At 69.7% G+C, this 22,696-nt stretch carries 21 protein-coding genes and 1 other RNA gene; 10 read left to right on the top strand and 12 right to left on the bottom strand.

The features are described 5' to 3' along the window. Positions 1–48: 48 nt before the first annotated feature. On the top strand, positions 49–789 hold the full coding sequence (locus tag C6569_RS01460; protein ID WP_106747173.1) for an SOS response-associated peptidase: 741 nt from the start codon (positions 49–51) through the stop codon (positions 787–789). Here C6569_RS01460 and C6569_RS01465 read toward each other — a convergent pair. Then, entirely contained in the window at positions 786–2,231 is a 1,446-nt protein-coding gene (locus tag C6569_RS01465; RefSeq protein ID WP_106747174.1) for an FAD-binding oxidoreductase, read from the bottom strand. The two genes, C6569_RS01460 and C6569_RS01465, sit on opposite strands and share 4 nt — an antisense overlap. Positions 2,232–2,385: 154 nt before the next feature. Here C6569_RS01465 and ssrS point away from each other — a divergent pair. From ssrS to C6569_RS01480, 3 genes are all read left to right on the top strand, one after another. Continuing rightward, a non-coding RNA gene (gene ssrS / locus C6569_RS01470) (6S RNA) lies at positions 2,386–2,538 on the top strand. 206 nt (positions 2,539–2,744) lie between these two features. After that, positions 2,745–3,314 (top strand): 5-formyltetrahydrofolate cyclo-ligase, encoded by a 570-nt coding sequence (locus C6569_RS01475; RefSeq protein ID WP_106747175.1) that lies wholly within the window; start codon positions 2,745–2,747, stop codon positions 3,312–3,314. After that, a complete protein-coding gene (locus tag C6569_RS01480; RefSeq protein ID WP_106747176.1) occupies positions 3,314–4,114 on the top strand; it encodes a TIGR00282 family metallophosphoesterase in 801 nt (266 codons plus the stop codon). Before C6569_RS01475 ends, C6569_RS01480 begins: the two co-directional genes overlap by 1 nt. Positions 4,115–4,117: 3 nt before the next feature. On the opposite strand, the gene C6569_RS01485 is transcribed toward C6569_RS01480, so the two are convergent. Continuing rightward, entirely contained in the window at positions 4,118–4,405 is a 288-nt protein-coding gene (locus C6569_RS01485; RefSeq protein ID WP_106747177.1) for a hypothetical protein, read from the bottom strand. A 3-nt stretch (positions 4,406–4,408) separates the two neighbouring features. Further along, positions 4,409–5,437 carry a 1-aminocyclopropane-1-carboxylate deaminase gene (locus C6569_RS01490; protein ID WP_106747178.1) on the bottom strand — a complete coding sequence of 343 codons (1,029 nt, stop codon included), beginning with the start codon at positions 5,435–5,437 and terminating at the stop codon, positions 4,409–4,411. A 149-nt stretch (positions 5,438–5,586) separates the two neighbouring features. On the opposite strand from C6569_RS01490, the gene C6569_RS01495 reads away from it, so the two are divergent. The 3 genes from C6569_RS01495 (at position 5,587) to ribB (ending at position 8,670) form a co-directional block, all read left to right on the top strand. Continuing rightward, positions 5,587–6,105: an Lrp/AsnC family transcriptional regulator gene (locus C6569_RS01495; RefSeq protein ID WP_106747179.1), complete on the top strand. Its 519-nt coding sequence runs from the start codon at positions 5,587–5,589 to the stop codon at positions 6,103–6,105. Positions 6,106–6,152: 47 nt separating this feature from the next. After that, complete coding sequence (gene aroC / locus C6569_RS01500; RefSeq protein ID WP_106747180.1) at positions 6,153–7,238, top strand: chorismate synthase; 1,086 nt, start codon at positions 6,153–6,155, stop codon at positions 7,236–7,238. A gap of 106 nt (positions 7,239–7,344) precedes the next feature. Continuing rightward, positions 7,345–8,670: a 3,4-dihydroxy-2-butanone-4-phosphate synthase gene (gene ribB / locus C6569_RS01505; RefSeq protein WP_106747181.1), complete on the top strand. Its 1,326-nt coding sequence runs from the start codon at positions 7,345–7,347 to the stop codon at positions 8,668–8,670. A 235-nt stretch (positions 8,671–8,905) separates the two neighbouring features. On the opposite strand, the gene C6569_RS01510 is transcribed toward ribB, so the two are convergent. Together C6569_RS01510 and C6569_RS01515 are read right to left on the bottom strand one after the other, a co-directional pair. Further along, the gene (locus tag C6569_RS01510) at positions 8,906–9,679 is read right to left on the bottom strand and encodes an enoyl-CoA hydratase-related protein (protein WP_106747182.1); all 774 of its coding nucleotides are present in this window, start codon (positions 9,677–9,679) and stop codon (positions 8,906–8,908) included. A gap of 11 nt (positions 9,680–9,690) precedes the next feature. After that, positions 9,691–11,475 (bottom strand): acyl-CoA dehydrogenase family protein, encoded by a 1,785-nt coding sequence (locus C6569_RS01515; protein WP_106747183.1) that lies wholly within the window; start codon positions 11,473–11,475, stop codon positions 9,691–9,693. A 376-nt stretch (positions 11,476–11,851) separates the two neighbouring features. On the opposite strand from C6569_RS01515, the gene C6569_RS01520 reads away from it, so the two are divergent. Then, positions 11,852–12,820 (top strand): L-threonylcarbamoyladenylate synthase, encoded by a 969-nt coding sequence (locus tag C6569_RS01520; protein ID WP_106747184.1) that lies wholly within the window; start codon positions 11,852–11,854, stop codon positions 12,818–12,820. A gap of 12 nt (positions 12,821–12,832) precedes the next feature. On the opposite strand, the gene C6569_RS01525 is transcribed toward C6569_RS01520, so the two are convergent. From C6569_RS01525 to dxs, 4 genes are all read right to left on the bottom strand, one after another. Further along, a complete protein-coding gene (locus C6569_RS01525) occupies positions 12,833–13,984 on the bottom strand; it encodes an AAA family ATPase (RefSeq protein ID WP_106747185.1) in 1,152 nt (383 codons plus the stop codon). Positions 13,985–14,066: 82 nt separating this feature from the next. Then, a complete protein-coding gene (locus C6569_RS01530; protein WP_106747186.1) occupies positions 14,067–15,284 on the bottom strand; it encodes a class I SAM-dependent RNA methyltransferase in 1,218 nt (405 codons plus the stop codon). A gap of 205 nt (positions 15,285–15,489) precedes the next feature. Next, complete coding sequence (locus tag C6569_RS01535; protein ID WP_106747187.1) at positions 15,490–16,227, bottom strand: TlyA family RNA methyltransferase; 738 nt, start codon at positions 16,225–16,227, stop codon at positions 15,490–15,492. Continuing rightward, positions 16,224–18,152, bottom strand: coding sequence for a 1-deoxy-D-xylulose-5-phosphate synthase (gene dxs / locus C6569_RS01540; protein WP_245898207.1), 1,929 nt, complete (start codon positions 18,150–18,152; stop codon positions 16,224–16,226). The genes C6569_RS01535 and dxs overlap by 4 nt, the downstream gene beginning before the upstream one ends. 199 nt (positions 18,153–18,351) lie before the next feature. Here dxs and C6569_RS01545 point away from each other — a divergent pair, with 199 nt between their 5' ends. Beyond that, the gene (locus tag C6569_RS01545) at positions 18,352–18,711 is read left to right on the top strand and encodes a carboxymuconolactone decarboxylase family protein (protein ID WP_106747189.1); all 360 of its coding nucleotides are present in this window, start codon (positions 18,352–18,354) and stop codon (positions 18,709–18,711) included. A 4-nt stretch (positions 18,712–18,715) separates the two neighbouring features. Here the strand turns inward: C6569_RS01545 and C6569_RS01550 are convergent, their stop codons facing one another. The 3 genes from C6569_RS01550 to C6569_RS01560 form a co-directional block, all read right to left on the bottom strand. Further along, the gene (locus C6569_RS01550) at positions 18,716–19,633 is read right to left on the bottom strand and encodes a pirin family protein (RefSeq protein ID WP_106747190.1); all 918 of its coding nucleotides are present in this window, start codon (positions 19,631–19,633) and stop codon (positions 18,716–18,718) included. Between the two features lie 204 nt (positions 19,634–19,837). Further along, positions 19,838–20,626, bottom strand: a complete 789-nt coding sequence (locus C6569_RS01555; protein ID WP_106747191.1) for an SDR family oxidoreductase — start codon at positions 20,624–20,626, stop codon at positions 19,838–19,840. Positions 20,627–20,717: 91 nt separating this feature from the next. After that, positions 20,718–21,536 carry a DUF1194 domain-containing protein gene (locus tag C6569_RS01560; protein WP_106747192.1) on the bottom strand — a complete coding sequence of 273 codons (819 nt, stop codon included), beginning with the start codon at positions 21,534–21,536 and terminating at the stop codon, positions 20,718–20,720. Positions 21,537–21,756: 220 nt separating this feature from the next. On the opposite strand from C6569_RS01560, the gene C6569_RS01565 reads away from it, so the two are divergent. Next, a complete protein-coding gene (locus C6569_RS01565; protein WP_106750842.1) occupies positions 21,757–22,686 on the top strand; it encodes a histone deacetylase family protein in 930 nt (309 codons plus the stop codon). The last annotated feature ends 10 nt before the right edge of the window (positions 22,687–22,696 follow it).

A 22,696-nucleotide genomic window follows, 5' to 3' on the forward strand; every position in this document is an offset into this window, starting at 1 on the left:
AATCGATACAGGCCAGTTTGCGGGACGCAAGGGCAGGCGAGGTTCGAAATGTGCGGTCGTTATGCCATCAAGACCATTCCCGAGGTGATGCAGGCGGCCTTCGGCTATGAGGACAGGCCGAACTTCCCGCCGCGCTACAACATCGCGCCGACACAGCCGGTGCCGGTCGTCACCCTCGATCACGGCCGGAGGCGATTCGTCCTGATGCGCTGGGGCTTCATTCCCGGCTGGGTGAAGGACCCCAAGGACTTTCCGCTGGTGATCAACGTGCGCAGCGAGACCGCGCGCGATAAGCCCTCGTTCCGCGCCGCCTTCACCCGCCGCCGCGCGCTGATGCCGGCGGACGCCTTCTACGAGTGGCACCGCGAGGGCAAGGTCAAGACGCCCTACATGATCCGCCGGCCGGACGGCGGCCTGTTCGCCTTCCCGGCCCTGTGGGAGACATGGATCTCGCCGGACGGCTCTGAGGTCGACACGGTGGCGATGCTGACGGCGGAGGCGCCGCCGCCGGTCTCGGCCATCCATCACCGCACGCCGGTGATCCTCGACCCCGCCAACTGGAACGAATGGCTGGCGCCCGAGACGACGCCCGAACGCGCCGCCGCCCTCATCGAGCCGCCGGTTCAGGCCGAACTGGAACTCGTTCCGATCTCCTCGGCCGTCAACCGTGTCGCCAACGACGGGCCGGACCTGCAGGAGCCCGCAGGGCCGGCGGTGGCGGCTCCGAAGGCGGCGCCGCGTCGCCGGGAGCCGGGGACGGAAGGTGGGCAGGGGAGCCTCTTCGACTAGAGCACCTTGCCGGGGTTGAGGATGCCCTTGGGGTCGAGCACCGCCTTCACCTGTCTCATGATGTCCATGGCGACCGGGTCCTTCACGCCCGGCAGCAGGTCGCGCTTCATGCGGCCGATGCCGTGTTCGGCCGAGATAGACCCGCCGAATTCGCCGACGATGTCGTGGACGATGGTCTGCACCGCGTCCCAGTGGTCGAGGAAGGCGGCCTTGTCCATGCCGACCGGCTGGCTGACGTTGAAATGGATGTTGCCGTCGCCGAGATGGCCGAAGGGCACGGGGCGGCAGTCCGGCATATAGGCGTAGCAGGCCGCCACCGCCTTCGCGATGAAGTCCGGCACGGCGGCGACCGGCACCGAGACGTCGTGCTTGATGGAGCCGCCCTCGAGCTTCTGCACCTCGCTCATGCCCTCGCGCAGGCGCCAGAAGGTGTTGCGCTGGTCGATGGTGTCGGCGAGCGCCGCGTCGGTGACGATGCCCTCTTCGAAGCCGGCGGCGAGGATCTCCTCCAGCGTCTCGCGAAGGCCTGCGGCAGAGGCGGTGGAGAGCTCCATCAGGCAGTACCACGGGGATGCCTCCGCCAGCGGGTCGCGGGCGCCGGCGAGGTGGCGCAGCACGAACTCGAAGAGGTTGCGCGGCATCAGCTCGAAGCCGGTGACGGAGGGGCCTGCGCGCTCCTGCGCGGCATTGAGCAGGGCGAGGCCCGCCTCGGGGGACGGCACCGCCACCCAGGCCGCCTCGATGGAGCGCGGCGCCGGATAGAGCTTCAGCACCGCCGCCGTGATGATGCCGAGCGTGCCTTCCGCCCCCATGAACAGGTGCTTGAGGTCGTACCCGGTGTTGTCCTTCTTCAGGGTCCTAAGGCCGTGCCAGATGCGGCCGTCGGCCAGCACCACTTCGAGGCCGAGCACGAGGTCGCGCGCCATGCCATAGGCCACCGCCTGGGTGCCGCCGGCATTGGTCGAGAGGTTGCCGCCGATGGTGCAGGAGCCCTTGGAGCCGATGTTGAGCGGGAAGAGCCTGCCCACGGCGGCCGCCGCGTCCTGCGCCTGCTGCAACGTCACGCCTGCATCCACCGTCATCGTGTTGCCTGCGGGGTCGACGGCGCGCACCGTCGTCATGCGGTTCAGCGACAGGACGATCTCGGCGCCGGTCTCGTGCGGCACGTGGCCGCCGACGAGGCCCGTCGCGCCGCCCTGCGGCACCACCGGCGTGCCGGTCTCGTGGGCGAGCGCCATGACGGCCGCGACCTCGTCCGTCGACCCCGGCCGCACCACCAGCGAGGTGCGCCCGTGATAGAGGCTGCGGTCGTCGCGCAGATAGGGCGCCTGGTCGCCGGGATCGGTGATGGCGTAGCGGGCGCCCACGATCGCCGCGAAGCGCTCGATCAGCGTCGCCGGCATCGGCGGGGCAAGGGCGGTGACGGGTTTCGGCAGCGGCATGGCGGGCGTTCCGGCGGCACTGTGCGGGTCGGGGACGCCTATTGGGGCGCGCGGAGCGCGAGCGTCAACGGGTCCGAGCGGATGGCGGCGGTGAATTCGCCGCGACCGGCCCCGAGGGTCTTCCGCCGGGAGACGTTCCGCCCTATCTGTCGTGACGGAGCTGCGACGTTCGTCAGGACACATTTCCCCGGGGCCTTATCGATCTCATGGGAGCTGTCCCTGTCCTCGACCCTGGTCTTGGGCACACGGCGCCCACCTACTTAGGTAGGTTCCCGGGATCGCCGTCCAACGGCAGAGTGGCTCCGCTGATTTTGCGGGCGGTGCGGCGATGGCGACAAGGCAGCCGGCTGCCGCGAGCGCGGCGCATAAGGGCTGACGCACTGCGTCCCTGGCGCAAGAACCTCCGCCGTCATGCCCGGCATAAACCCGGGCATGACGGAGAGGGCTGTGGCGTGAGTTCGGACGAACTCCGCCATAGTGACGATCGATCGCCGCTCCGCTAAATCCTCCCCCATGCACCAGCCCACCAAGGCCGATCTGCGCGCCGCGGCGCTCGCCCGCCGCGATGCCCTCGACCCCGCCTTCCGCATCGAGGCGGCGCTGACGCTCGCCGAGACCTTCCCGCTCGACGTCATCCCCGTCGCCGGCAAGGTCGTCTCCGGCTTCCTGCCCATCCAGTCCGAGATCGACGTGCGGCCTCTGATGGACCGCCTGCGCCGCGCCGGCGCGCGCCTGGCGCTGCCCGCCTTCCCCGACCGGAAGGGCCCGATGATCTTCCGCGAGCTCGTTCGCGGTGCCGACCTCGTGCCCATGGGCTTCGGCACCTATGGACCGGGACCCGAAGCCGCCGAACTCGACCCCGACATCCTGCTCACGCCGCTCGCCGCCTTCGACGCGATGGGCAACCGCATCGGCTACGGCAAGGGCCATTACGACCAGGCCCTCGCCCGCCTCGACGCACTGTCGCGCCGCATTGCCGTCGGCATCGCCTTCTCCTGCCAGGAGGTTGACGCCGTGCCGCACGAGCCCCATGACCGGAGGCTGAATTTCGTGCTCACCGACACCGGTTTCAGGACCTTCTGATGCGCCTCCTCTTCCTCGGTGACGTCGTCGGCAAGGCCGGCCGCACCGCCGTCACCGACAAGCTGCCCGGCCTGATCGCCGAGCTGAAGCTCGACTGCGTGGTCATCAACGGCGAGAACGCCGCCCACGGCTTCGGCATCACCGAGGCGATCTACGAGGAACTGCTGGATGCGGGCGCCGACTGCGTCACCCTCGGCAACCATTCCTGGGACCAGCGCGAGGCCCTCGTCTTCATCGACCGTGCGCCGCGCCTCGTCCGCCCGGTCAATTATCCGTCCGGTACGCCCGGCCGCGGCGCCGCGCTGATCGAGGCCAAGAACGGCGCGCAGGTTCTGGTGGTCAACGTCATGGGCCGCGTCTTCATGGACGCCATGGACGATCCCTTCGCCGCCGTGGAGCGCGAGGTGGAGAGAGCACCCCTCGGGCGCGTGGCCGATGCCATCGTCGTCGACATCCACGCCGAGGCGACCAGCGAGAAACAGGTGATGGGGCACGTGCTCGACGGGCGCGTCTCCCTCGTCGTCGGCACCCACACCCACGTGCCCACCGCCGACCACCGGGTGCTCTCCGGCGGCACCGCCTTCCAGACCGACGTCGGCATGTGCGGCGACTATGACGGCGTCATCGGCATGGACAGGGCAGAGCCGCTGCGCCGCATGCGCGAGAAGACGCCGGGCGGCAAGTTCGAGCCGGCGGGCGGACCCGCCACGCTCTCCGGCATCATCGTCGACATCGGCGCCAACGGGCTCGCAACCGCCGTAACGCCGCTCCGGGTCGGCGGGGTGCTCGCGCCGACCTGATCCTCAGGGGAACAGCGGATCGGGGGGCGGCGCCTCCACCGGCTCCAGCGCCAGGGGCCGCGCCACGAGCCCCGCTCCCGCGAGGTCTCCGAGTCCCTCCAGAAAGCCGTCGCGGACGGTCGCCGCCGCGAAGGCGACGATCGTCACATGGGTGCGGCCCGCGCCGTCGAAGCCGGCGGCGAGGACCGTGACGGCCTCCCTCAGCGCCACCTGCCGGAGGCGCTGGGCGACAGTGGCCCGGAGGGCGGCCGCATCGCACGGCACCTCCAGGAGAAGCGCCGGCCCCGCCATGGCTCAGCCGTTGCGGAAGAGGTAGCTGTAGCCGTTGATCGCCGGCACGCCGCCCAGATGGGCGTAGAGCACCTTCGATCCCTTGGGGAAGAAGCCCTTCTTCACCAGATCGATCATGCCCTGCATGGATTTCCCCTCGTAGACCGGGTCCGTCATCATGCCCTCGAGCCGCGCCGAGAGGCGGATGGCCTCCACCGTCTCGGGCGAGGCGAGGCCGTATTCGGGATAGGCGTACTCCTCGAACAGCACGATGTCGGCGTCGGTGATGGGCCGGCCGAGGTTCACGAGGTCCGCGGTGCGCTCGGCAATGCGCTTGATCTGCGCCCGCGTCTCCTTCGGGGTGGCGGAGGCGTCGATGCCGATGACGCGGTCGGCGCGCCCGTCGGCGGCGAAGCCCACCACCATGCCGGCCTGGGTGGAGCCGGTGACCGAGCAGACGACGATGTAGTCGAAGGCGAAGCCGAGTTCGGCCTCCTGCGCCCGGACCTCCTCCGCAAAGCCGACGAAGCCGAGGCCGCCGAACTTGTGGTCGGAGGCACCAGCAGGAATGGCGTAGGGCTTGCCGCCCTTGGCCTTCACGTCCTCCAGCGCGTTCTCCCAGCTCCGCTTGAACTCGATGCCGAAGCCCTCGTCGACGAGTTCCACATGGGCGCCGAGGATGCGGCTCATCAGGATGTTGCCGACCCGGTCATAGACGGCGTCGTTCCAGTTCACCCAGCTCTCCTGCACGAGGCGGCACTTCATGCCGAGCTTGGCGGCTACCGCCGCCACCTGGCGGGTGTGGTTCGACTGCACGCCGCCGATGGTGACCAGCGTGTCGCAGTTCTGCTGGATCGCCTCGGGAATGAGATATTCGAGCTTGCGCAGCTTGTTGCCGCCGAAGGCGAGGCCGCTGTTGCAGTCCTCGCGCTTGGCCCACAGCTCGACGCCGCCGCCGAGATGGGCGGAGAGCCTGTCGAGCTTCTCCAGCGGCGAGGGCCCGAAGGTGAGCTTCTGGCGGGGGAACTTGTCGAGGGCGAGGGCGCTGGCCATGTTGGCTGTCTCCGAAAGTGGGCGGAGGCGGCCACCGGCAGCCGTCCGATGGGCCATGATGGTGAGCCATCCGGCGTGAACCGGGGTTGCGAACTTGCACAAGAATTGCATCGTCTGTTGCGCCAACAGCCGCCGAAAGCGCAATCCAGATGAAGAAGCCGCAGGCCTCACGCAATCCGAAGTCGCAGATTGCGCCACCCCCCGAACCGCTCGACCGCATCGACCGCAAGATCCTCAACCGGCTGCAGCGCGACGCCGCCATTCCCAACCAGGATCTCGCCGACCAGGTGGGCCTGTCGCCGGCGCCGACCTCCCGCCGTGTCCGCCGTTTGAAGGACGAGGGCTACATCGCCCGCGAGGTCGCCCTCGTCGATCCGGCCCGCGTCGGCTCGACCCTCATCGCCTTCGTCTCGGTGGAACTCGACCGCCAGCGCGAGGACGTGCTGCGCTCCTTCGAGCGGCATATCTCGACCCAGCCGGAGGTGCAGCAGTGCTATTTCGTCACCGGCGAGACGGACTACATGCTGATCGTGGTGTGCCGCGACATGGACCACTACAACGATTTCGTCCGGCAGGTCCTCGCCCAGGAGCACAACATCAGGCGCTTCCGCTCGAGCTTCAACCTGCAGCGGGTCAAGTTCGACACGGGAATCTATCTGGAGGAGTGAGGCGGCTCCGCTTGCCGAGCGCCGCCTGCGCCTGTAATCCGCAGCCCATGTCGCACAACACCTTCGGCCACCTGTTCCGCGTCACCACCTTCGGCGAGAGCCATGGCGTGGCGCTCGGCTGCGTCGTCGACGGCTGCCCGCCGCGCATCCCGCTCACCGCCGAGGACATCCAGGCCGATCTCGACCGCCGCCGCCCCGGCACCTCGCGCTTCACCACCCAGCGCCGCGAGCCCGATGCGGTGAAGATCCTCTCCGGCGTCATGGTGGACGACGACGGCGTGCAGGTGACGACCGGCACCCCCATCGCGCTGATGATCGAGAATACCGACCAGCGCTCGAAGGACTATTCCGACATCAAGGACAAGTTCCGCCCCGGTCATGCCGACTTCACCTACGAGGCGAAATACGGCATCCGCGACTATCGCGGCGGCGGGCGCTCCTCCGCGCGCGAGACGGCGGCCCGCGTCGCCGCCGGCGCCATCGCCCGCAAGGTCGTGCCCGGTCTGACGGTGCGCGGCGCCCTCGTCCAGATGGGCCCGCACGCCATCGACCGCGACAACTGGGACTGGGAGCAGGTGGGCGCCAATCCGTTCTTCTGTCCCGACGCCGACAAGGCCGCCTTCTACGCGACCTATCTCGACGGCATCCGCAAATCCGGCTCCTCCATCGGCGCGGTCATCGAGATCGTCGCGGAAGGCGTGCCCGCCGGCCTCGGTGCGCCCATCTACGGCAAGCTCGACGCCGAGATCGCCAGCGCCCTCATGGGCATCAATGCGGTGAAGGGTGTCGAGATCGGCTCGGGCTTCGCCTCGGCGGCGTTGACCGGCGAGGAGAACGCCGACGAGATCCGGATGGGCAATGACGGCGCCCCGCTGTTCCTGTCGAACCATGCCGGCGGCATCCTCGGCGGCATTTCGACGGGGCAGGCGGTGGTCGCGCGCTTCGCCGTGAAGCCGACCTCGTCCATCCTCACGCCGCGGCTGACCATCGACAAGACGGGCGGCGAGACCGACATCCTCACCAAGGGCCGCCACGACCCCTGCGTCGGCATCCGCGCCGTGCCCGTCGGCGAGGCCATGGTCGCCTGCGTCATCGCCGATCACTACCTGAGGAACCGCGGCCAGAACGGGTGAGGGTGAGGGCCACTCACCCTCCGTTTATTCATCCCCACCGAATTGCACAGCTGTATCGGCAGAATTTCAGTTTGACTGAAATCCAGTCCGTCTCCATTTTCCCTCCATGAAGCTCGACACCTGGCTCGCCCGTGCCGGCATGACGCGGCTGGCCTTCGCCCGCCAGCTCGGCGTCTCGCCAGCCACCATCACCGCGCTGTGCAACGGCGACGCGCCGTGGATGTCGCGCGAGACGGCCCAACGCATCGCCGAGCTCACCGCGGGCGCCGTCACCCCCAATGATTTCATCGGCCTGAAGGGGCCGCGCGATGAGGAGAGAACCATGCTCGAAGCCGCCGAACGCGTGAAGGCCGCCCTCGACGCCTTCGCCAAGGGGCAGATCGTCGTGGTGACCGACGACGACGACCGCGAGAACGAAGGCGACCTCATCGTCGCCGCCTCGCTCTGCACGCCCGAACAGATGGCCTTCATCGTCCGTCACACCTCCGGCATCGTCTGCACGCCGCTGACGCTGCAGGAGGCGCAGCGCCTGCGCCTCGACCCCATGGTCTCCTCCAACGACAGCCCCCACGGCACGGCCTTTACCGTCTCGGTCGACTATCGCCACGGCACCACCACCGGCATTTCCGCCGACGACCGCACCGCCACCGTCCGGGCGCTGGCCAATCCCAATGTCGGCGCCGTCGACTTCGTCCGGCCCGGCCACATCTTCCCGCTCATCGCCAAGGAGGGCGGGGTGCTCATGCGCTCCGGCCACACGGAAGCGGCGGTGGACCTCTGCAAGCTCGCGGGGCTGCCGCCCATCGGCGTCATCTGCGAACTGGTCAACGACGACGGCACGGTCACCCGCGGCCCGCAGGTCAACGCCTTCGCCGAGAAGCACGGGCTCTTGATGGTGTCGGTCGCCGACCTCATCAAATACCGCCAGGCCCGTGACAGGCTGGTGGAGCGCGCGGGCGAATTCCCGATCGAGACGCCCTATGGTCCCGCCCGCGGCATCGCCTACCGCACGCCCTACGACCGGGTGGAGCACCTCGCCCTCGTCTTCGGCGAGGTCGACGAGGCCGGCGCCACCCTCGTCCGCCTGCACCGCGAGACGGTGCTGCGCGACGTCTTCGGCAAGAACCGCTCCACGGATGCGGCGATGAAGACGCTCGCCGAGAAGGGCGGCGTGCTCATCTACCTGCGCGACGGGACGGCCGGCGTGCCGGCTCAGTCGCTCGCCGCGACTGCCCCCGCGCCCGACATCCACGAGAGCCACGGCTCGGCCAAGCTGCGCGACGACCAGTGGCGCGAGATCGGCCTCGGCGCGCAGATCCTCCGCGACCTTGGCGCCAACCGCATCAGGCTGCTGGCCTCCAAGGCCCGGCACTATGTCGGTCTCGGCGGCTTCGGCATCGAGATCGTCTCGACGGACATGCTGGAGGGGTAGGGGAGGCGGCCGATCCTTGCAGCCGGTTGTTTGCAACGACCCCACCCTTACCCTCCCCACTCGCGTGGGAAGGGGGCTACCGCGTCGCGCCTCCGTGGAACGGTGAAGCCTGGCACAAGCCATGAAGTGGCCGTGTCGGCCGTAGTCCCCCTCGCCTCGCGTGAGCGAGGGGAGGGTGCGGGTGGGGCTCTATACGTCTTTCCGACAGAATGGTGGGGGCGATCCGCCCCGTTCCCTACTTCCGCGTCATGAAGGCCATGAAGGCCTGCTTCGCCTCGTCGCCCTTGAGGAGCTCGGCGAAGAGGGCGCCCTCCTCCTCCATGCGGGCGCGGATTTCCTCCGAGCCCTTGCGCATGAGCCGGCGTGAATGGGCGAGCGCGATCGGCGGCTTGGAGGCGAGCTTCGTCGCGACCGCCAGCGCCTTCGCCTCGATCTCCTCCGACGACACCACGGCGTTGACGAGGCCCATCTCTGCGGCCTCCTTCGCGCCGAAGGACTCGGCCAGCATCAGGTATTCGGTCGCCTTCTTCATGCCCGCGAGGCGCGGCAGCAGCAGCGAGGAGGCCGCTTCCGGCACCAGGCCGAGGTCGACGAAGGGCATGCGGAACATCGCCGAAGGGCTCGCATAGGCGAGATCCATGTGCAGCAGCATGGTGGTGCCGACGCCGATGGCGAGGCCGTCAACGGCGGCGATCATCGGCACGTCGACGGTCGCCAGCGCCCGGATGAAGTCGCCTGCCGGCGAGCCGGCCGAGGCGCCGCCCGCCGAGCGCTGCATGAAGTCGGCGATGTCGTTGCCGGAGGTGAAGACGCCGGGGCCGCCGGCGAAGACGACGGCGCGCGTGCCCTCGGCGGAAGCGTTCTCGATGACGCCGCGCATCGTGTCGTACATGGCGCCGGTCAGCGCGTTCTTCTTGTCGAACCGGTTCATGCGCACCAGCACCACGCCCTTGTCGTGACGGGTGATCGTCACGTGGTCGGTGCCGGCCTGCGGAGTGATGCCGTCCATGGGGATGATCCTCAACTGGCGAGCGGAATGTCGAGATGGGTGACGGACTGGCCGCCGGAGACGATGGAGGCGCCGAGGCCCGGCGCCGCGGTGGCGAGATTCTCGGCGAAGAAGCGGGCGAGACCCAGGGCCTCGGCGCGCACCGTCTCGGCGGTGTCGCCGTCGCGCGCCTTCAGCGCCTTTTCGGCGAGCGAGGTGCCGCCGAGCGCCAGGCCGAACAGCCGCGCATAGGGGGTGGCGCCGGCCTGGGCGTCGGCGGGATCGGAGGCGAGCGCCGCGATGAGGTGACGCGTCGACCCCTCCAGCGCATCCACCGCCTCGCCGAGCCGCGTCGCGGTCTGGCCGAAGCCCTCGGCGTTGGAGCCCGCCACCGCGGCGACGATGCCCCGCATGCGCGCGATCTCCGCCGCCACCAGCGCGCCGCCGTCGATGCCGATCTTGCGGGTGACGAGGTCGATGGCCTGGATGCCGTTGGTGCCCTCGTAGATGGCGTAGATGCGCGCGTCGCGCATGTGCTGGGCGGCGCCCGTCTCCTCCACGAAGCCCATCCCGCCGTGGACCTGTACGCCGAGCGAGGCCACCTCGTTGCCGATGTCGGTGGCATAGGCCTTGGCGATGGGGGTGAGCAGCGAGGCACGGGCGTTGCCGGCCTTGCGCTCGGCTTCGCTGGCGCCGAGATGGGCGCGGTCGATCTCGGAGGCCAGCATGTAGCAGATGGCCCGCGCCGCCCGCGTCGAGGCGCGCATCGTCGCCAGCATGCGCTTGACGTCCGGGTGCTCGATGATGGCGCTGATGCCCTCGCCCTTCGCGCCCGGCGCTTTGCCCTGCCGTCGCTCCATCGCATAGGCGACCGCCTGTTGCGTCGCCCGCTCGGCGATCGAGACGCCCTGCAGCGCGACGGCGAGGCGGGCGTTGTTCATCATCGTGAACATCGCCATCAGGCCGCGGTTCTCCTCGCCCACCAGCCAGCCGGTGGCGCCGCCCTTGTCGCCATAGACCATGGTGCAGGTCGGCGAGCCGTGGACGCCGAGCTTGTGCTCGATGGAATGGCAGCGCACGTCGTTCCGCTCACCGATGGAGCCGTCCGCGTTCACGAGGAACTTCGGCACCAGGAACAGCGAGATTCCCTTGGTGCCGGGGGGCGCGTCGGGAAGGCGTGCCAGCACCAGGTGAATGATGTTCTCCGTGAGGTCGTGCTCGCCATAGGTGATGAAGATCTTCGAACCGGTGATGCGGTAGGTGCCGTCGCCCGCGCGTTCGGCGCGGGTCCGCAGGACCGAGAGGTCGGAGCCTGCCGAGGGCTCGGTGAGGTTCATCGTGCCGGTCCATTCGCCCGAGACCATCTTCGGCAGGTACTTGGCCTTCAACTCCTCGGAGGCATGGGCGGTGATCGCCTCGATGGCGCCCTGTGTCAGCAGCGGGCCGAGGCCGAAGGCACCGGAGGCGGCGTTCCACATCTCGATGCAGGCCGAGTTGACGATGCAGGGCAGCCCCTGACCGCCGAAGGCGTCGCTCGCCGTCAGCCCGTTCCAGCCGGCGGCGGCCCAGTCGGAATAGACCTCCTTCCAGCCCGGCGGCATGGTCACGACGCCGTCCCTGAACGGCGTGCCGTGGCGGTCGCCGACCTTGTTCAGCGGCGCGATGCGGTCGGCGGCGAACTTGCCGGCCTCCTCCAGGATGGCAGTGATGTCGTCGAGTCCGAGGTCCCCGTAGAGGCCGCTCGCCAGGGCCTGTTCCAGTCCGGCGGCATGTTTCATGGTGGCGATCATGTCGGCGACGGGCGCGCGATAGGTCATGCGATATCCTCCGGTCGGACTAGGTTCTAGGTCTGACCCGGCCCAGCGGCAAGGACGTCGGATGGCGGATCGGGGAAGGGGGCGCGATGCACCGTTCCCGTCGAACGGCTGCATCAGCCAAGTGCGTCCTTCGAGGCTCGCCGCCGGACGATGCTGTGGCATCGCCGGGGGCTCGCACCTCAGGATGAGGAGCGCGGTGCGGGGCATCGGCCTCCGCAATCGCTGGACTGTCGCGCGTTGTCCGGCTGATGCGGTTCTCCCACCAACCTCATCCTGAGGTGCGAGCGACAGCGAGCCTCGAAGGACGCACTTGGCTGATGCAGAGCTCCTCGGCCGAGTGGTGAGTTTCCCCGCCCGCCGTGCTAAGCGCCGCCCCATGCCACCGCGTTCCACCCTTCGCCTCGCCCCTGACGCCGCCGGCATCGCCGAAGCCGGCCGCCTGCTGCGCGCGGGCCGCCTCGTCGCCTTCCCGACCGAGACGGTCTACGGCCTCGGCGCGGACGCGACCGACGGGCGTGCGGTCGCCGCCATCTACGAGGCCAAGGGCCGGCCGAGCTTCAACCCGCTGATCGCCCATGTGGCGACGCCGGAGGCCGCCTTCCGTCTTGGCCGCTTCGACGCCGCCGCGATTGCTCTCGCCCGCGCCTTCTGGCCCGGACCGCTGACCCTGGTGGTGCCCGTCGCTCCGGGCGGAGACATCTCCGACCTCGCCCGCGCCGGCCTCGACACGGTCGGGCTGCGCGTGCCGGACCATCCGGTGGCGCAGGCACTGCTCGCCGCCGCCGGCCGGCCCGTCGCCGCGCCCTCCGCCAACCGCTCCGGCCATGTCAGCCCGACCGCCGCCGCCCATGTCCTCGCCGACCTCGACGGCCGCATCGACGCGGTGGTGGACGGCGGGCCGACGGACGTGGGCGTGGAATCGACCATCGTCGCCTGCCTCGGCGACGATCCGGTGCTGCTCCGGCCGGGCGGCGTTCCGCGTGACGCCGTCGAGGCGGTGATCGGCCGGCCCCTCGGGGCCGCGACGGGGGAGGCGACCATCGCGCCGGGCATGCTCGCCTCGCACTACGCTCCCAACGCGGCCATGCGGCTCGACGCGACCGACCCCGGGCCCGACGAGGCGCTGCTCGCCTTCGGGCCTGAGGTCCCCGGCGGGGCCGCGACCGTCCTCAACCTGTCGCCGTCCGGCGATCTCGCCGAGGCGGCGGCCCATCTCTTCGGCCACCTGCGCCTCCTCGACGCCTCCGGCGCCCGGCGAATCGCCGTCATGCCGATACCGACCGAGGGCCTCGGCGAAGCCATCCGCGACCGCCTCGCCCGCGCCGCCGCGCCGCGGGGGGAGTAGCGGCGTCCTCCGTCAGCGGGCCGGCCAGCTCCAGGCGGGCGGATCCAGGTCCGGCGTCCTCGTCTCACCTAAATCCTTCTCGAGGTTGACCCGCACCGCTTGCCGCCCGAGCTCGCCGACGAGGGCGCCTGCATGTGACACGACGATGACCTGCGTGCTTTCCGCCGCCTTGGCGATGAGCCTCGCCAGGGGTGGCAGAAGATCCGGATGGAGGCTCGTCTCCGGTTCGTTGAGGATCATCAGCTCGGGCGGTCGCGGCGACAGAAGGGCTGCTGCAAGAAGCAGATAGCGCAGCGTGCCGTCCGAGAGTTCCGCCGCCTTCAGAGGGCGCAGGAGGCCGTGCTGGCGAAGCTCGACCTCGAAATAGCCGTCGGGCGCGCTGATTTCGAGCCGTGTTCCCGGGAAGGCGTCCTCGATCGTGGCGGCGAGATCGTCCGGGCTGCCGATCTCGCGAATGGTCTGCAGGGCGGCCGCGAGATCGGCGCCGTCGCTCGCCAGAACCGGCGTGTAGGTGCCGACCTGGGGCCGGCGCGCCGGAGCATCGCGGTCGGTGCGCAGGTGGTCGTAGAAGCGCCAGGAGCGCATGCGCTCGCGCAGCGTCAGGAGCTCGACCGCGTCGCGCGGATCGGCCGCGTGGGTCATCATGCTGTCGAAGGGTTCCAGCGTCCTCCAGACGTCTCGCCACTGTCCCGCGTCGTCGCGGATGCGCACCAGGGGGCCGCGGCGTTCGGCGAACAGGCTGTTGCGCGTAAGCCTGGAGCCGGTCCACAGGCTCTCCGTCTTGATCTGCGGGTCTCGGCCGAACAGCGTTTTGTCGGAGACGATCGGCAGGCCGAGGTCGATCGCATAGCCGTAGTCGTCGCCGGCAAAGCCCAGCCGCAGGCTGATGGGCTGCGACCGTCGCGTGCCCTGGACGGGGTGGATCCCCGCCTTGACCTCCCTGGAGAAGCTCTCGGGTCCGGCCCAGAGCGTCGAGGACAGTCCGCCTTCGGCGGCGAGCGACTGTATCACGCGCCCCTGGGCCGTATCGGCGAGGAGCCGCAGCGAGCGGTAGAGGCTCGACTTGCCGGCGCCGTTGGCCCCGGTCACGACCGTCAGGGCCCCGAGTTCGATGACGATGTCGCGGAGCGACCGGTAGCCGGCGACGGCGAGGCGGGAGATCATGGCAATGGTCAGGAAAATCGCTTTGAAACGCGCAGATCGTAACAACCTCGGCCCCTCTGTCGAGGTGCCTAGGCCGCCGGGGTCAGCGCGTGAACGTCGCCACCAGCTCCACATGCGCCGACCAGGTGAACTGGTCAACCGGCGTCACCGTGCCGAGCTTCCAGCCGCCGGCCGCCAGGCTGCAGGCGTCGCGGGCGAAGGTCGCGGGGTTGCACGACACCGCGACGATGCGGCCGATGTCGGCCTTGGCGAGGATCGTCGCCTGCGCCTCCGCACCCGCCCGCGGCGGGTCGAACACGACGGCGTCCAGACCCTTGAGGTCGGAGGCCATCAACGGCCGGCGGAAGAGGTCGCGCGTTTCCGCCTGGATCGGCTTCAGGCCCGAGGCCATGCGCACGGCCTGGGCGAGGGAGGCGACGGCACCGGCGTCGGAATCGACGGCCCGCACCTTGGCCTGGCGCGCCAGCCTGAGGGCGAAGGGCCCGACGCCACAGAAGAGGTCGGCGACCGCCTTCGCCTTGCCGACGCCGGCGAGCACCAAGTGGGCGAGGGCCTCCTCGCCGGCATCCGTCGCCTGCAGGAAGCCGCCCGGCGGAAGCGGCACGCGGTGGCCGTCGATCATGACGTTGGGCGGCTCGCGCTGCATGACGAGGTCGCCGTGATTGGTGAGGCGTGCGAGGCCGGCCGCGTTGGCCGCCTCCATCAGCCGCAGCCGGTCCTTCTCGCCGAGCCTGCCGGGCCCGCGCAGCTCCACGTCGAGCCCCTGCAGCGTCGCGGTGACCTGGATGTCGATGGGCTTGCCGACGCCTTCCAGCGCCCGCGCGACCAGCCGCGCCGCCGGCAGGGCTCTCTCCAGTGAGGGCGCCAGCAGCGGGCAGGCGTCGATGGCGACGATGGCATGGCTGCGGGCTGCGGTGAATCCGACCTCGAGCCGGGTCCCTGCGCCTCGGCGGGCGTGGAAGGTGACGCGCCGCCGGCCGGTCCCGCGCGCATCGACGGTCGGGGCGACCTCAGGATGCAGCCCGTGCTGGGCGAGGGTCGCGGTGAGAATGTCGCGCTTCCACGCGAGATAGGGGGTGCTGGCCCAGTGCTGCAGCGCGCAGCCGCCGCAGGTGCCGAAATGCGGGCAGGGCGGCGCCACCCGGTCCGGGCTCGCCGTGACGATGCGCGACGGGGCGACGCGCTCTTCCGTCCCCTCCACCTCCACCACCTCGCCCGGCAGCGTGTAGGGCACGAACCGCCCATCGGCGACGCCGTCGCCGCGATGGCCGACATGGGAGATGGTCAGGCGGGTGGTCATGTCATCGTCCGATCCGTCGGGAAGGCGGACGGGGAAGGCCCCACCCGTACCCTCCCCTCGCTGCGCGAGGAGAGGGGGACTACCACGTCTGCCTGCTTCACACCCGTCGCGCCAGGCACCAAGGGAAAAGAATCGGGCGCAGCGCGGAAGTCTCCCTCTCCTTGGAGCGCGACAAGGGGAGGGTGCGGGTGGGGCTTGTCGGCCGTCACGGCCGCATGCCGTGTAGCAGAAACTCGCGATTGCCGTCGCCGCCGGCGATCGGGCTGTCGATGAGGCCGCCGATCCGCCAGCCGAGGCCTTCCGCTTCGAGGCGGACCGCCGCCACCGCGGCCTCGCGCGCCGCCGCATCCGTCACGATGCCGTTCTTGCCGAGATGGGCACGGCCCACCTCGAACTGCGGCTTGACCAGCGCCACCAGCTCCGCCGCCGGCGCCAGCAGCGCCGTCACCGCCGGCAGCACCAGCTTCAGCGAGATGAAACTGACGTCGATCACCGCCAGATCGGGCACCACCGGCAGGTCCGTCGGCGTCAGGCGGCGGATGTCGGTCGCCTCCATCAGCGTGACGCGGGGATCGCCGCGCAGGCTGCCATGGAACTGGTCGCGGCCGGTATCGACGGCGATCACCCGTGCCGCGCCTTCGGTGAGGAGCACGTGGGTGAAGCCGCCGGTGGAGGAGCCGACGTCGAGGCAGCTCCGGCCGCCGGGTCTCACCTGGAAGGCCGCGAGCGCCGCGGCGAGCTTCACACCGCCGCGCGACACCCAGGGATGCGGCGCTTCTGCGGTGATGGCGGCGGTGGACGGGATCTCCTCGGAGGCCTTGCGCACCGGGCGACCGTCGGCGGTGACGAGGCCGGCGGCGATGGCCGCCTGGGCCTTGGCGCGGCTGTCGAACAAGTCGCGCTCGACCAGAAGGAGGTCGGCCCGCAGCCGCCGCGGGCTCAAGCCCTCAGAGCCCCGGTTCCGGCCCGCACGGCCTCGCGCCCCAGCGCCTCGAAGACCTTGGCGACGATGCCCCGGGCGTCGAGCCCGCAGCGCGCGTAGAGGGCCTCGGGCTTGTCGTGGTCGAGATAGACGTCCGGCAGCACCATGGAGCGGACGCGGCAGGCGCCGTCGAGCAGGCCGCGATCGGCCAGCGCATGGAGGACGAAGGAGCCGAACCCGCCGATGGAGCCTTCCTCGACCGTCACGAGCACCTCGTGCTCTCGGGCGAGCCGGGTCACGAGATCGATGTCCAGCGGCTTGGCGAAGCGGGCGTCGGCCACCGTCGTCGACAGGCCGAGCGCGCCGAGGTCCTCGGCCGCCTTCAGGCATTCGGCGAGGCGGGTGCCGAGGGAGAGCAGGGCGATCCGCGAGCCCTCGCGGACGATGCGACCCTTGCCGATGGCGAGCGGCACGCCCTCCGCCGGCAGGTCCACCCCGACGCCCTCGCCGCGCGGATAGCGGAAGGCGATGGGGCCGGAATCGTGGACGGCTGCGGTCGCCACCATGTGCACGAGTTCGGCCTCGTCGGCCGCCGCCATGATGGTCATGTTCGGCAGGCAGCCGAGGAAGGCGACGTCGAAGGAGCCGGCATGGGTCGCCCCGTCGGCACCGACCAGGCCGGCGCGGTCGATGGGGAAGCGCACGGGAAGGTTCTGGATGGCGACGTCGTGCACCACCTGGTCGTAGGCGCGCTGCAGGAAGGTCGAGTAGATGGCGCAGAAGGGCTTGTAGCCCTCGGTGGCGAGGCCCGCCGCGAAGGTCACCGCATGCTGTTCGGCGATGCCGACGTCGAAGGTGCGGGCCGGATAGACCTTCTCGAAGATGTCGACGCCCGTGCCGGAGGGCATGGCGGCGGTGATGGCGACGATCTTCTCGTCCTTCGCCGCCTCCTTCACCAGGCTCTCGCCGAAGACCTTGGTGTAGCTCGGCGCATTGGCCTTGGCCTTCACCTGGGTGCCGGTGACGACGTCGAACTTGGCCACCGCGTGCAGCTTGTCCTCGGTCTCCTCGGCCGGGCCGTAGCCCTTGCCCTTCTGGGTGACGACATGGACCAGGATGGGCCCGAAATCGGCGTCCCGGACGTTCTTCAGCACGGGCAGCAGGTGGTCGAGATTGTGCCCGTCGATAGGGCCGACATAGTAGAAGCCGAGCTCCTCGAAGAGCGTGCCGCCGGTGACGAAGCCGCGCGCGTGTTCCACCGCGCGGGTGACGGTGCGGTCGATGGTCGGGCCGAGGCTCTTGGTCAGCTGCTTGCCGATGTCGCGCAGCTTCAGATAGGTCTTTCCCGAGGCGAGGCGGGCGAGATAGGCCGACATGGCGCCCACCGGCGGGGCGATGGACATGTCGTTGTCGTTGAGGATGACGATGAGCCGCTCGTGGCGGGCGCCCGCATTGTTCATCGCCTCATAGGCCATGCCTGCCGACATGGCGCCGTCGCCGATCACCGCGATGACGTGGTTGCGGCCGCCGTCGAGGTCGCGCGCCACCGCCATGCCGAGCCCGGCCGAGATGGAGGTGGAGGAATGGGCGGCGCCGAACGGGTCGTACTCGCTCTCCGACCGCTTGGTGAAGCCCGACAGGCCGCCGCCCTGGCGCAGGGTGCGGATGCGGTCGCGGCGCCCGGTAAGGATCTTGTGCGGATAGGCCTGGTGACCGACGTCCCAGATGATGCGGTCGGCCGGCGTGTCGAAGACATAGTGCAGCGCCGTCGTCAGCTCGATGACGCCGAGCCCGGCGCCGAGATGGCCTCCGGTGACCGACACCGCCGAGATGGTCTCGGCGCGCAACTCCTCGGCGACCTGCTTGACCTGATGTTCGGACAGCTTGCGGAGATCGGCGGGGATGTGGATCGTGTCGAGCAGGGGCGTGGCTGGGCGGTCTGTCACTCGTGTCACCGGCATGTGGCGGGACGGATCAATGCGGCTCTCAAGGGCGTCGAGGGGTACACCACCGGACATGGCGGCGCAATGCAGCGGCGACAGGGCGGCCGATTGGCGCAGCCGTGTCCTGCGCCGGGCGCCGTTGCGGCGGGGCCTCGTGTCCCACTATATGCGGAAAAACGAATATGATGTTGGAGCTTGATCCATGAGCAAGGACTATCCCGAGATCACCCGGGCCCTCTCGGCGGGCTTGCGCGACCTGCGCAAGGAGGCCGGCGAGACCATGGCAGGCTTCTCGACCCTGACACAGGCCGCCATGAAGGACGGTGCCGTGTCGAAAAAGACCAAGGAGTTCATCGCCCTGGCCCTCGGTGTCGCGGCGCGCTGCGACGGCTGCCTCGGCTATCACGCCGAGGCGCTGGTCAAGCTCGGCGCCACCCGCCAGGAGGTGGCCGAGGTGCTCGGCGTCGCCATCCAGATGGGCGGCGGCCCTTCGCTCATGTATGCCGCCGACGCCTTTACCGCCTTCCTGCAGTTCGAGGAGAAGGCGAAGGCCCCCGCCTGACGGGTCATTCCGGCAGCGGAATGAACTCCTCCTCGTCGCCCGGCACGGTGTCGAAGCGCTTCTGCTTCCAGTCCTCCTTGGCCTGCTCCAGCCGCTCCTTCGAGGAGGAGACGAAGTTCCACCAGATGAGGCGGGGCCCGTCCATGGTCGCCCCGCCGCAGAGGATCAGCCGCGCCGGTGTCACCGCCGAGAGGGTGATGCGGTCGCCGGGGCGCAGCACCAGCAATTGGCCCTCGCGGAAGACGTCGCCCTGCAGGTCGATCTCGCCGGAGACGACATAGAGGCAGCGCTCCTCGGTGTCGGCGTCGACCGGCAGCTTCGCCCCCGCCTCCAGCGCGATGTCGCCGTAGATGGTCGGCCAGTTCTGCGTCACCGGCGATGTCGCGCCGTAGAGCGAGCCCATGACGACGCGGATCGTCTTGCCGTCGCCGGTGATGACGGGGAGCTCCTGCTGCTCGACATGTTCGAAGCCGGGGGTGATCTCCTCGTGGGTCTTCGGCAGCGCCACCCAGCTCTGGATACCGTGCAGCTTGTGGCCCTTGCTCTTGAGGGCCGGGTCGGTGCGCTCGGAATGGACGATGCCGCGGCCGGCCGTCATCAGGTTCACCTCGCCGGGACGGACCGGCAGATAGGTGCCGAGGGAATCGCGGTGCTGGATCTCGCCCTCGAAGAGATAGGTGACGGTCGACAGGCCGATATGGGGATGAGGGCGCACGTCGATGCCGCCGCCGTCCTTGAACTCGGCCGGACCCATGTGGTCGAAGAAGATGAAGGGTCCGACCATCCGCCGCTTGGCAAAGGGGAGGGCGCGCCGGACGGTGAACCCGCCGATGTCATGGGTGCGCGGCACGATGACCATGTCGATGGCGTCGCAGGCGAGCTTGTCGCCGGGTGTCGGATCGGGGGTCGGGGCGAAGGACATCGGGAACTCCTCGGGGCTGGAGTAAGGATGCCCGGAGGTTAGCCGAGGATGCCGTGCTGGGCGACCACCGGCTTCGCGATCAGAGTTTGCAGAGGTGCAAGCAGAGCGTTGTCTTGCTCGCCAGCCCTGCGCCACATCCCGCCGCTGGCGAGCCCGCCAGGGAAAGGTTGAAGGCGGCGCAGTGTGCTGCGCCGCCCTCCGTCCTCAGACGTTCTTCGTCGCGCCGCCGTCGACGCGGATCTTCGAGCCGGTGATGTAGGCGGCCTGCTCCGAGCAGAGGAAGGCGGCGGTGGCGCCGAACTCGGCCGCCGTGCCGAGGCGCCCGGCCGGGATCGTGGCGATCGAGGCCGCCTGGATCTCGTCCATGGACTTGCCCGAGCGCTTGGAATTGGCCTCGTCCAGCTCCTTGATCCGGTCCGTCGCGATGCGGCCCGGCAGGATCATGTTGACGGTGACGTTGTCCTTGGCGACCTCGGTCGACAGGGTCTTCGACCAGCCGACGATGGTCGAGCGCAGGGCGTTGGACAGAGCGAGGTTCGGGATCGGGTTCTCGACGCCCGAGGAGGCGACGGTGAGGATGCGGCCCCACTTGCGGGCGCGCATACCCGGCAGCACCTTGGCGGTGATCTGGAAGACCGGCTCCACCATCACCTTGAACAGCTTCGCCCACTCGTCGGGAGCGACCTCGGTGGCGGGCTTGGCGGGCGGGCCGCCGGTGTTGTTCACGAGGATGTCGATCTGCCCGAGGGTCTTCTCGGCGAGCGCCACGATTTCGTCCACGGCGCCGTCGGCACCGAGATCGGCGGCGATGCCGTAGGCCTTGCCCTTGCCGCGGGCGGTGATCGCCTCGGCGTTGGCCTTGATCCGGTCCGCGGTGCGGCCGACCAGCATCACGGTGCAGCCCTCGGCGGCGAGGGCCTCGGCGATGCCGAGGCCGAGGCCGCGGCTCGAGGCCAGAACGAGTGCCTTCTTGTCGGACAGGCCGAAATCCATGTCATCCTCCTTGGGAAACGGGCGCGCAGACAAACCCGAAGCGCGCGCCGATGCAAGAGGACGCCTCGCGGGACAGCCCGGCGCAGGCGCCTCAGTTGCGCTCCCAGCGCTCCCGCCAGATCCGCTCGCCGATGAGGCAGTCGACCTTCTGGGCCTGGGCCGGCACGATCTGCGGCCCGTAGGGCAGCGGCCAGACCGGCGTGATGCCGGCGACCTCCAGGATCAGCTTGCGGCGCGTCGCGGTGACGAACTCGTCCGGCGTGGTGATCGGGATCATGAAGGAGCCGGGGCCGCCGACCACGCAGTCCTGGTAGTAGGCGTCGAGATTGGGGATGTCGACGTAGCGGCTGTTCTGGCGGGGGATGACGATGGGCAGGCCGTTGATGACGATGCCCTTGGCCAGCGCGTCGTCGCGGGCGATCTCGACATGGGGGCCGTTGTTGTTGGACCCGTCGCCGGAGACGTCGATGACCCGGCGCAGCGACCTCAGGCCCGATTTCTCCAGGAGGTCGACGCTCGACTGGATGGCGCCGGAGATGGAGGTGCGGAAGGCGCGGCGGTAGGGCTTCGACTGGAGCTCGGCGGCGAAGGCCTGGGCGCTCTCCGGCCCGTCGATGATCCGCCAATCGATAAGCACCTGCCGGTCGTGGTGCCCGGCCCATTCGAGATAGCTCACCGCGATCTTGCCGATCAGCCCCTTGCGGATGGCGTCGATCACCTCCTGCGAGGTGATGGCTTTGATGTAGCCCTCGCGCTGCAGGCGCTGCTCGTCCGGGTCCATCGAATAGGAGATGTCGACCGCCAGCACGATCTGCACGTCCACCTCGCTCGCCGCGGAGCGGCCCTGGGCGCTGGCGGGAACGGCCCATCCGAGGGCCAGGGACACGACGAGGATCAATGCACGGATCATGAAAAACCCCGAGCAAGAGGCCGGACCGTCATCAGCCTGACACAGGGCGGCAGAGGGGGGGAAGCATGTTTCGCCAGGTGCCAACAGCCAATCCGGCATGGGCCATCACGTTTGCGTGGGAGACCTCGGTTGCACGCGCCGTCCCATGCTTTATTCATGGCCCCGAGGGCGGCGGCGGGGCCCGCGCGTCTCGTGACAGTGCATGGAAGGGCCGGCCGCTGTGACCACACTCGTCATCTCCCATGCCAAATGTCTCGAGCACCAGACGCCGTTCGGCCATCCTGAGCGCCCCGACCGGCTGCGCATGATCACCCATGTGCTCGAGCACGAGCGCTTCGCCGACCTCGCCCGCGACGAGGCGCCGGAGGCTTCCGTCGAAGCCATCGTGCGCGTCCACCCGCCGGAATTCGTCGACAAGCTGGTGAACGCAACGCCCTTCGTCGGCCTCGTCCACGTCGACGGCGACACGACGCTCTCGCCCGGCTCCTACGAGGCGGCGCTGCGCTCGGCCGGCGGCGCGGTCTTCGCGGTGGACGAGGTGATGACGGGAAAGGTCAGCAACGCCTTCGTGGCGACGCGGCCGCCCGGCCACCATGCGGAGACGGCCACCGCCATGGGCTTCTGCCTGTTCAACAACGTCGCCATCGCCGCGCGCCACGCCCAGGCGAAATATGGCGCCACGCGCGTCGCCATCATGGATTTCGACGTCCACCACGGCAACGGCACCCAGGACATCTTCTGGTCCGACCCCTCGGTCATGTATCTGTCGACCCACGAGATGCCGCTCTATCCCGGCACCGGCGCGCTGAACGAGACGGGCGCCCACAACCAGATCGTCAACGCGCCCTTGCGCGCCGGCGACGGTGGCGATGCCTTCCGCGAGGCCTTCGACACGGTGATCCTGCCGCGCATGAGCGGCTTCAGGCCCGACCTCGTGCTGATCTCCGCAGGCTTCGACGCCCACGAGCGCGACCCGCTCGCCAACATCAACCTCACCGAGGCCGACTTCGCCTGGGCGACCAAGCGGATGATGGAGGTGGCGGACGAGACCTGCTCCGGCCGGGTCGTCTCGGTGCTCGAGGGCGGCTACGATCTCGAAGGCCTCGGCCGTTCCGTCGGCGCCCATGTCATGGCATTGATGCGCGGCTGACCGAAGCCGA

Origin of the sequence: Phreatobacter cathodiphilus, assembly GCF_003008515.1 — a bacterium.
GTDB classification, from domain to species: domain Bacteria; phylum Pseudomonadota; class Alphaproteobacteria; order Rhizobiales; family Phreatobacteraceae; genus Phreatobacter; species Phreatobacter cathodiphilus.

What these genes read in the sequence shown, in the direction of transcription:
- C6569_RS01475 (WP_106747175.1), top strand. Translation starts at nt 2,745, where the DNA reads ATGCACCAGCCCACCAAGGCCGATCTGCGCGCCGCGGCGCTCGCCCGC.
- C6569_RS01460 (WP_106747173.1), top strand. Translation starts at nt 49, where the DNA reads ATGTGCGGTCGTTATGCCATCAAGACCATTCCCGAGGTGATGCAGGCG.
- C6569_RS01515 (WP_106747183.1), bottom strand. Translation starts at nt 11,475, where the DNA reads ATGACCTATCGCGCGCCCGTCGCCGACATGATCGCCACCATGAAACAT.
- C6569_RS01555 (WP_106747191.1), bottom strand. Translation starts at nt 20,626, where the DNA reads ATGGATTTCGGCCTGTCCGACAAGAAGGCACTCGTTCTGGCCTCGAGC.
- C6569_RS01490 (WP_106747178.1), bottom strand. Translation starts at nt 5,437, where the DNA reads ATGGCCAGCGCCCTCGCCCTCGACAAGTTCCCCCGCCAGAAGCTCACC.
- C6569_RS01480 (WP_106747176.1), top strand. Translation starts at nt 3,314, where the DNA reads ATGCGCCTCCTCTTCCTCGGTGACGTCGTCGGCAAGGCCGGCCGCACC.
- C6569_RS01485 (WP_106747177.1), bottom strand. Translation starts at nt 4,405, where the DNA reads ATGGCGGGGCCGGCGCTTCTCCTGGAGGTGCCGTGCGATGCGGCCGCC.
- ribB (WP_106747181.1), top strand. Translation starts at nt 7,345, where the DNA reads ATGAAGCTCGACACCTGGCTCGCCCGTGCCGGCATGACGCGGCTGGCC.
- C6569_RS01525 (WP_106747185.1), bottom strand. Translation starts at nt 13,984, where the DNA reads ATGATCTCCCGCCTCGCCGTCGCCGGCTACCGGTCGCTCCGCGACATC.
- C6569_RS01530 (WP_106747186.1), bottom strand. Translation starts at nt 15,284, where the DNA reads ATGACCACCCGCCTGACCATCTCCCATGTCGGCCATCGCGGCGACGGC.
- C6569_RS01495 (WP_106747179.1), top strand. Translation starts at nt 5,587, where the DNA reads ATGAAGAAGCCGCAGGCCTCACGCAATCCGAAGTCGCAGATTGCGCCA.
- C6569_RS01465 (WP_106747174.1), bottom strand. Translation starts at nt 2,231, where the DNA reads ATGCCGCTGCCGAAACCCGTCACCGCCCTTGCCCCGCCGATGCCGGCG.
- C6569_RS01510 (WP_106747182.1), bottom strand. Translation starts at nt 9,679, where the DNA reads ATGGACGGCATCACTCCGCAGGCCGGCACCGACCACGTGACGATCACC.
- C6569_RS01560 (WP_106747192.1), bottom strand. Translation starts at nt 21,536, where the DNA reads ATGATCCGTGCATTGATCCTCGTCGTGTCCCTGGCCCTCGGATGGGCC.
- aroC (WP_106747180.1), top strand. Translation starts at nt 6,153, where the DNA reads ATGTCGCACAACACCTTCGGCCACCTGTTCCGCGTCACCACCTTCGGC.
- C6569_RS01550 (WP_106747190.1), bottom strand. Translation starts at nt 19,633, where the DNA reads ATGTCCTTCGCCCCGACCCCCGATCCGACACCCGGCGACAAGCTCGCC.
- C6569_RS01520 (WP_106747184.1), top strand. Translation starts at nt 11,852, where the DNA reads ATGCCACCGCGTTCCACCCTTCGCCTCGCCCCTGACGCCGCCGGCATC.
- C6569_RS01545 (WP_106747189.1), top strand. Translation starts at nt 18,352, where the DNA reads ATGAGCAAGGACTATCCCGAGATCACCCGGGCCCTCTCGGCGGGCTTG.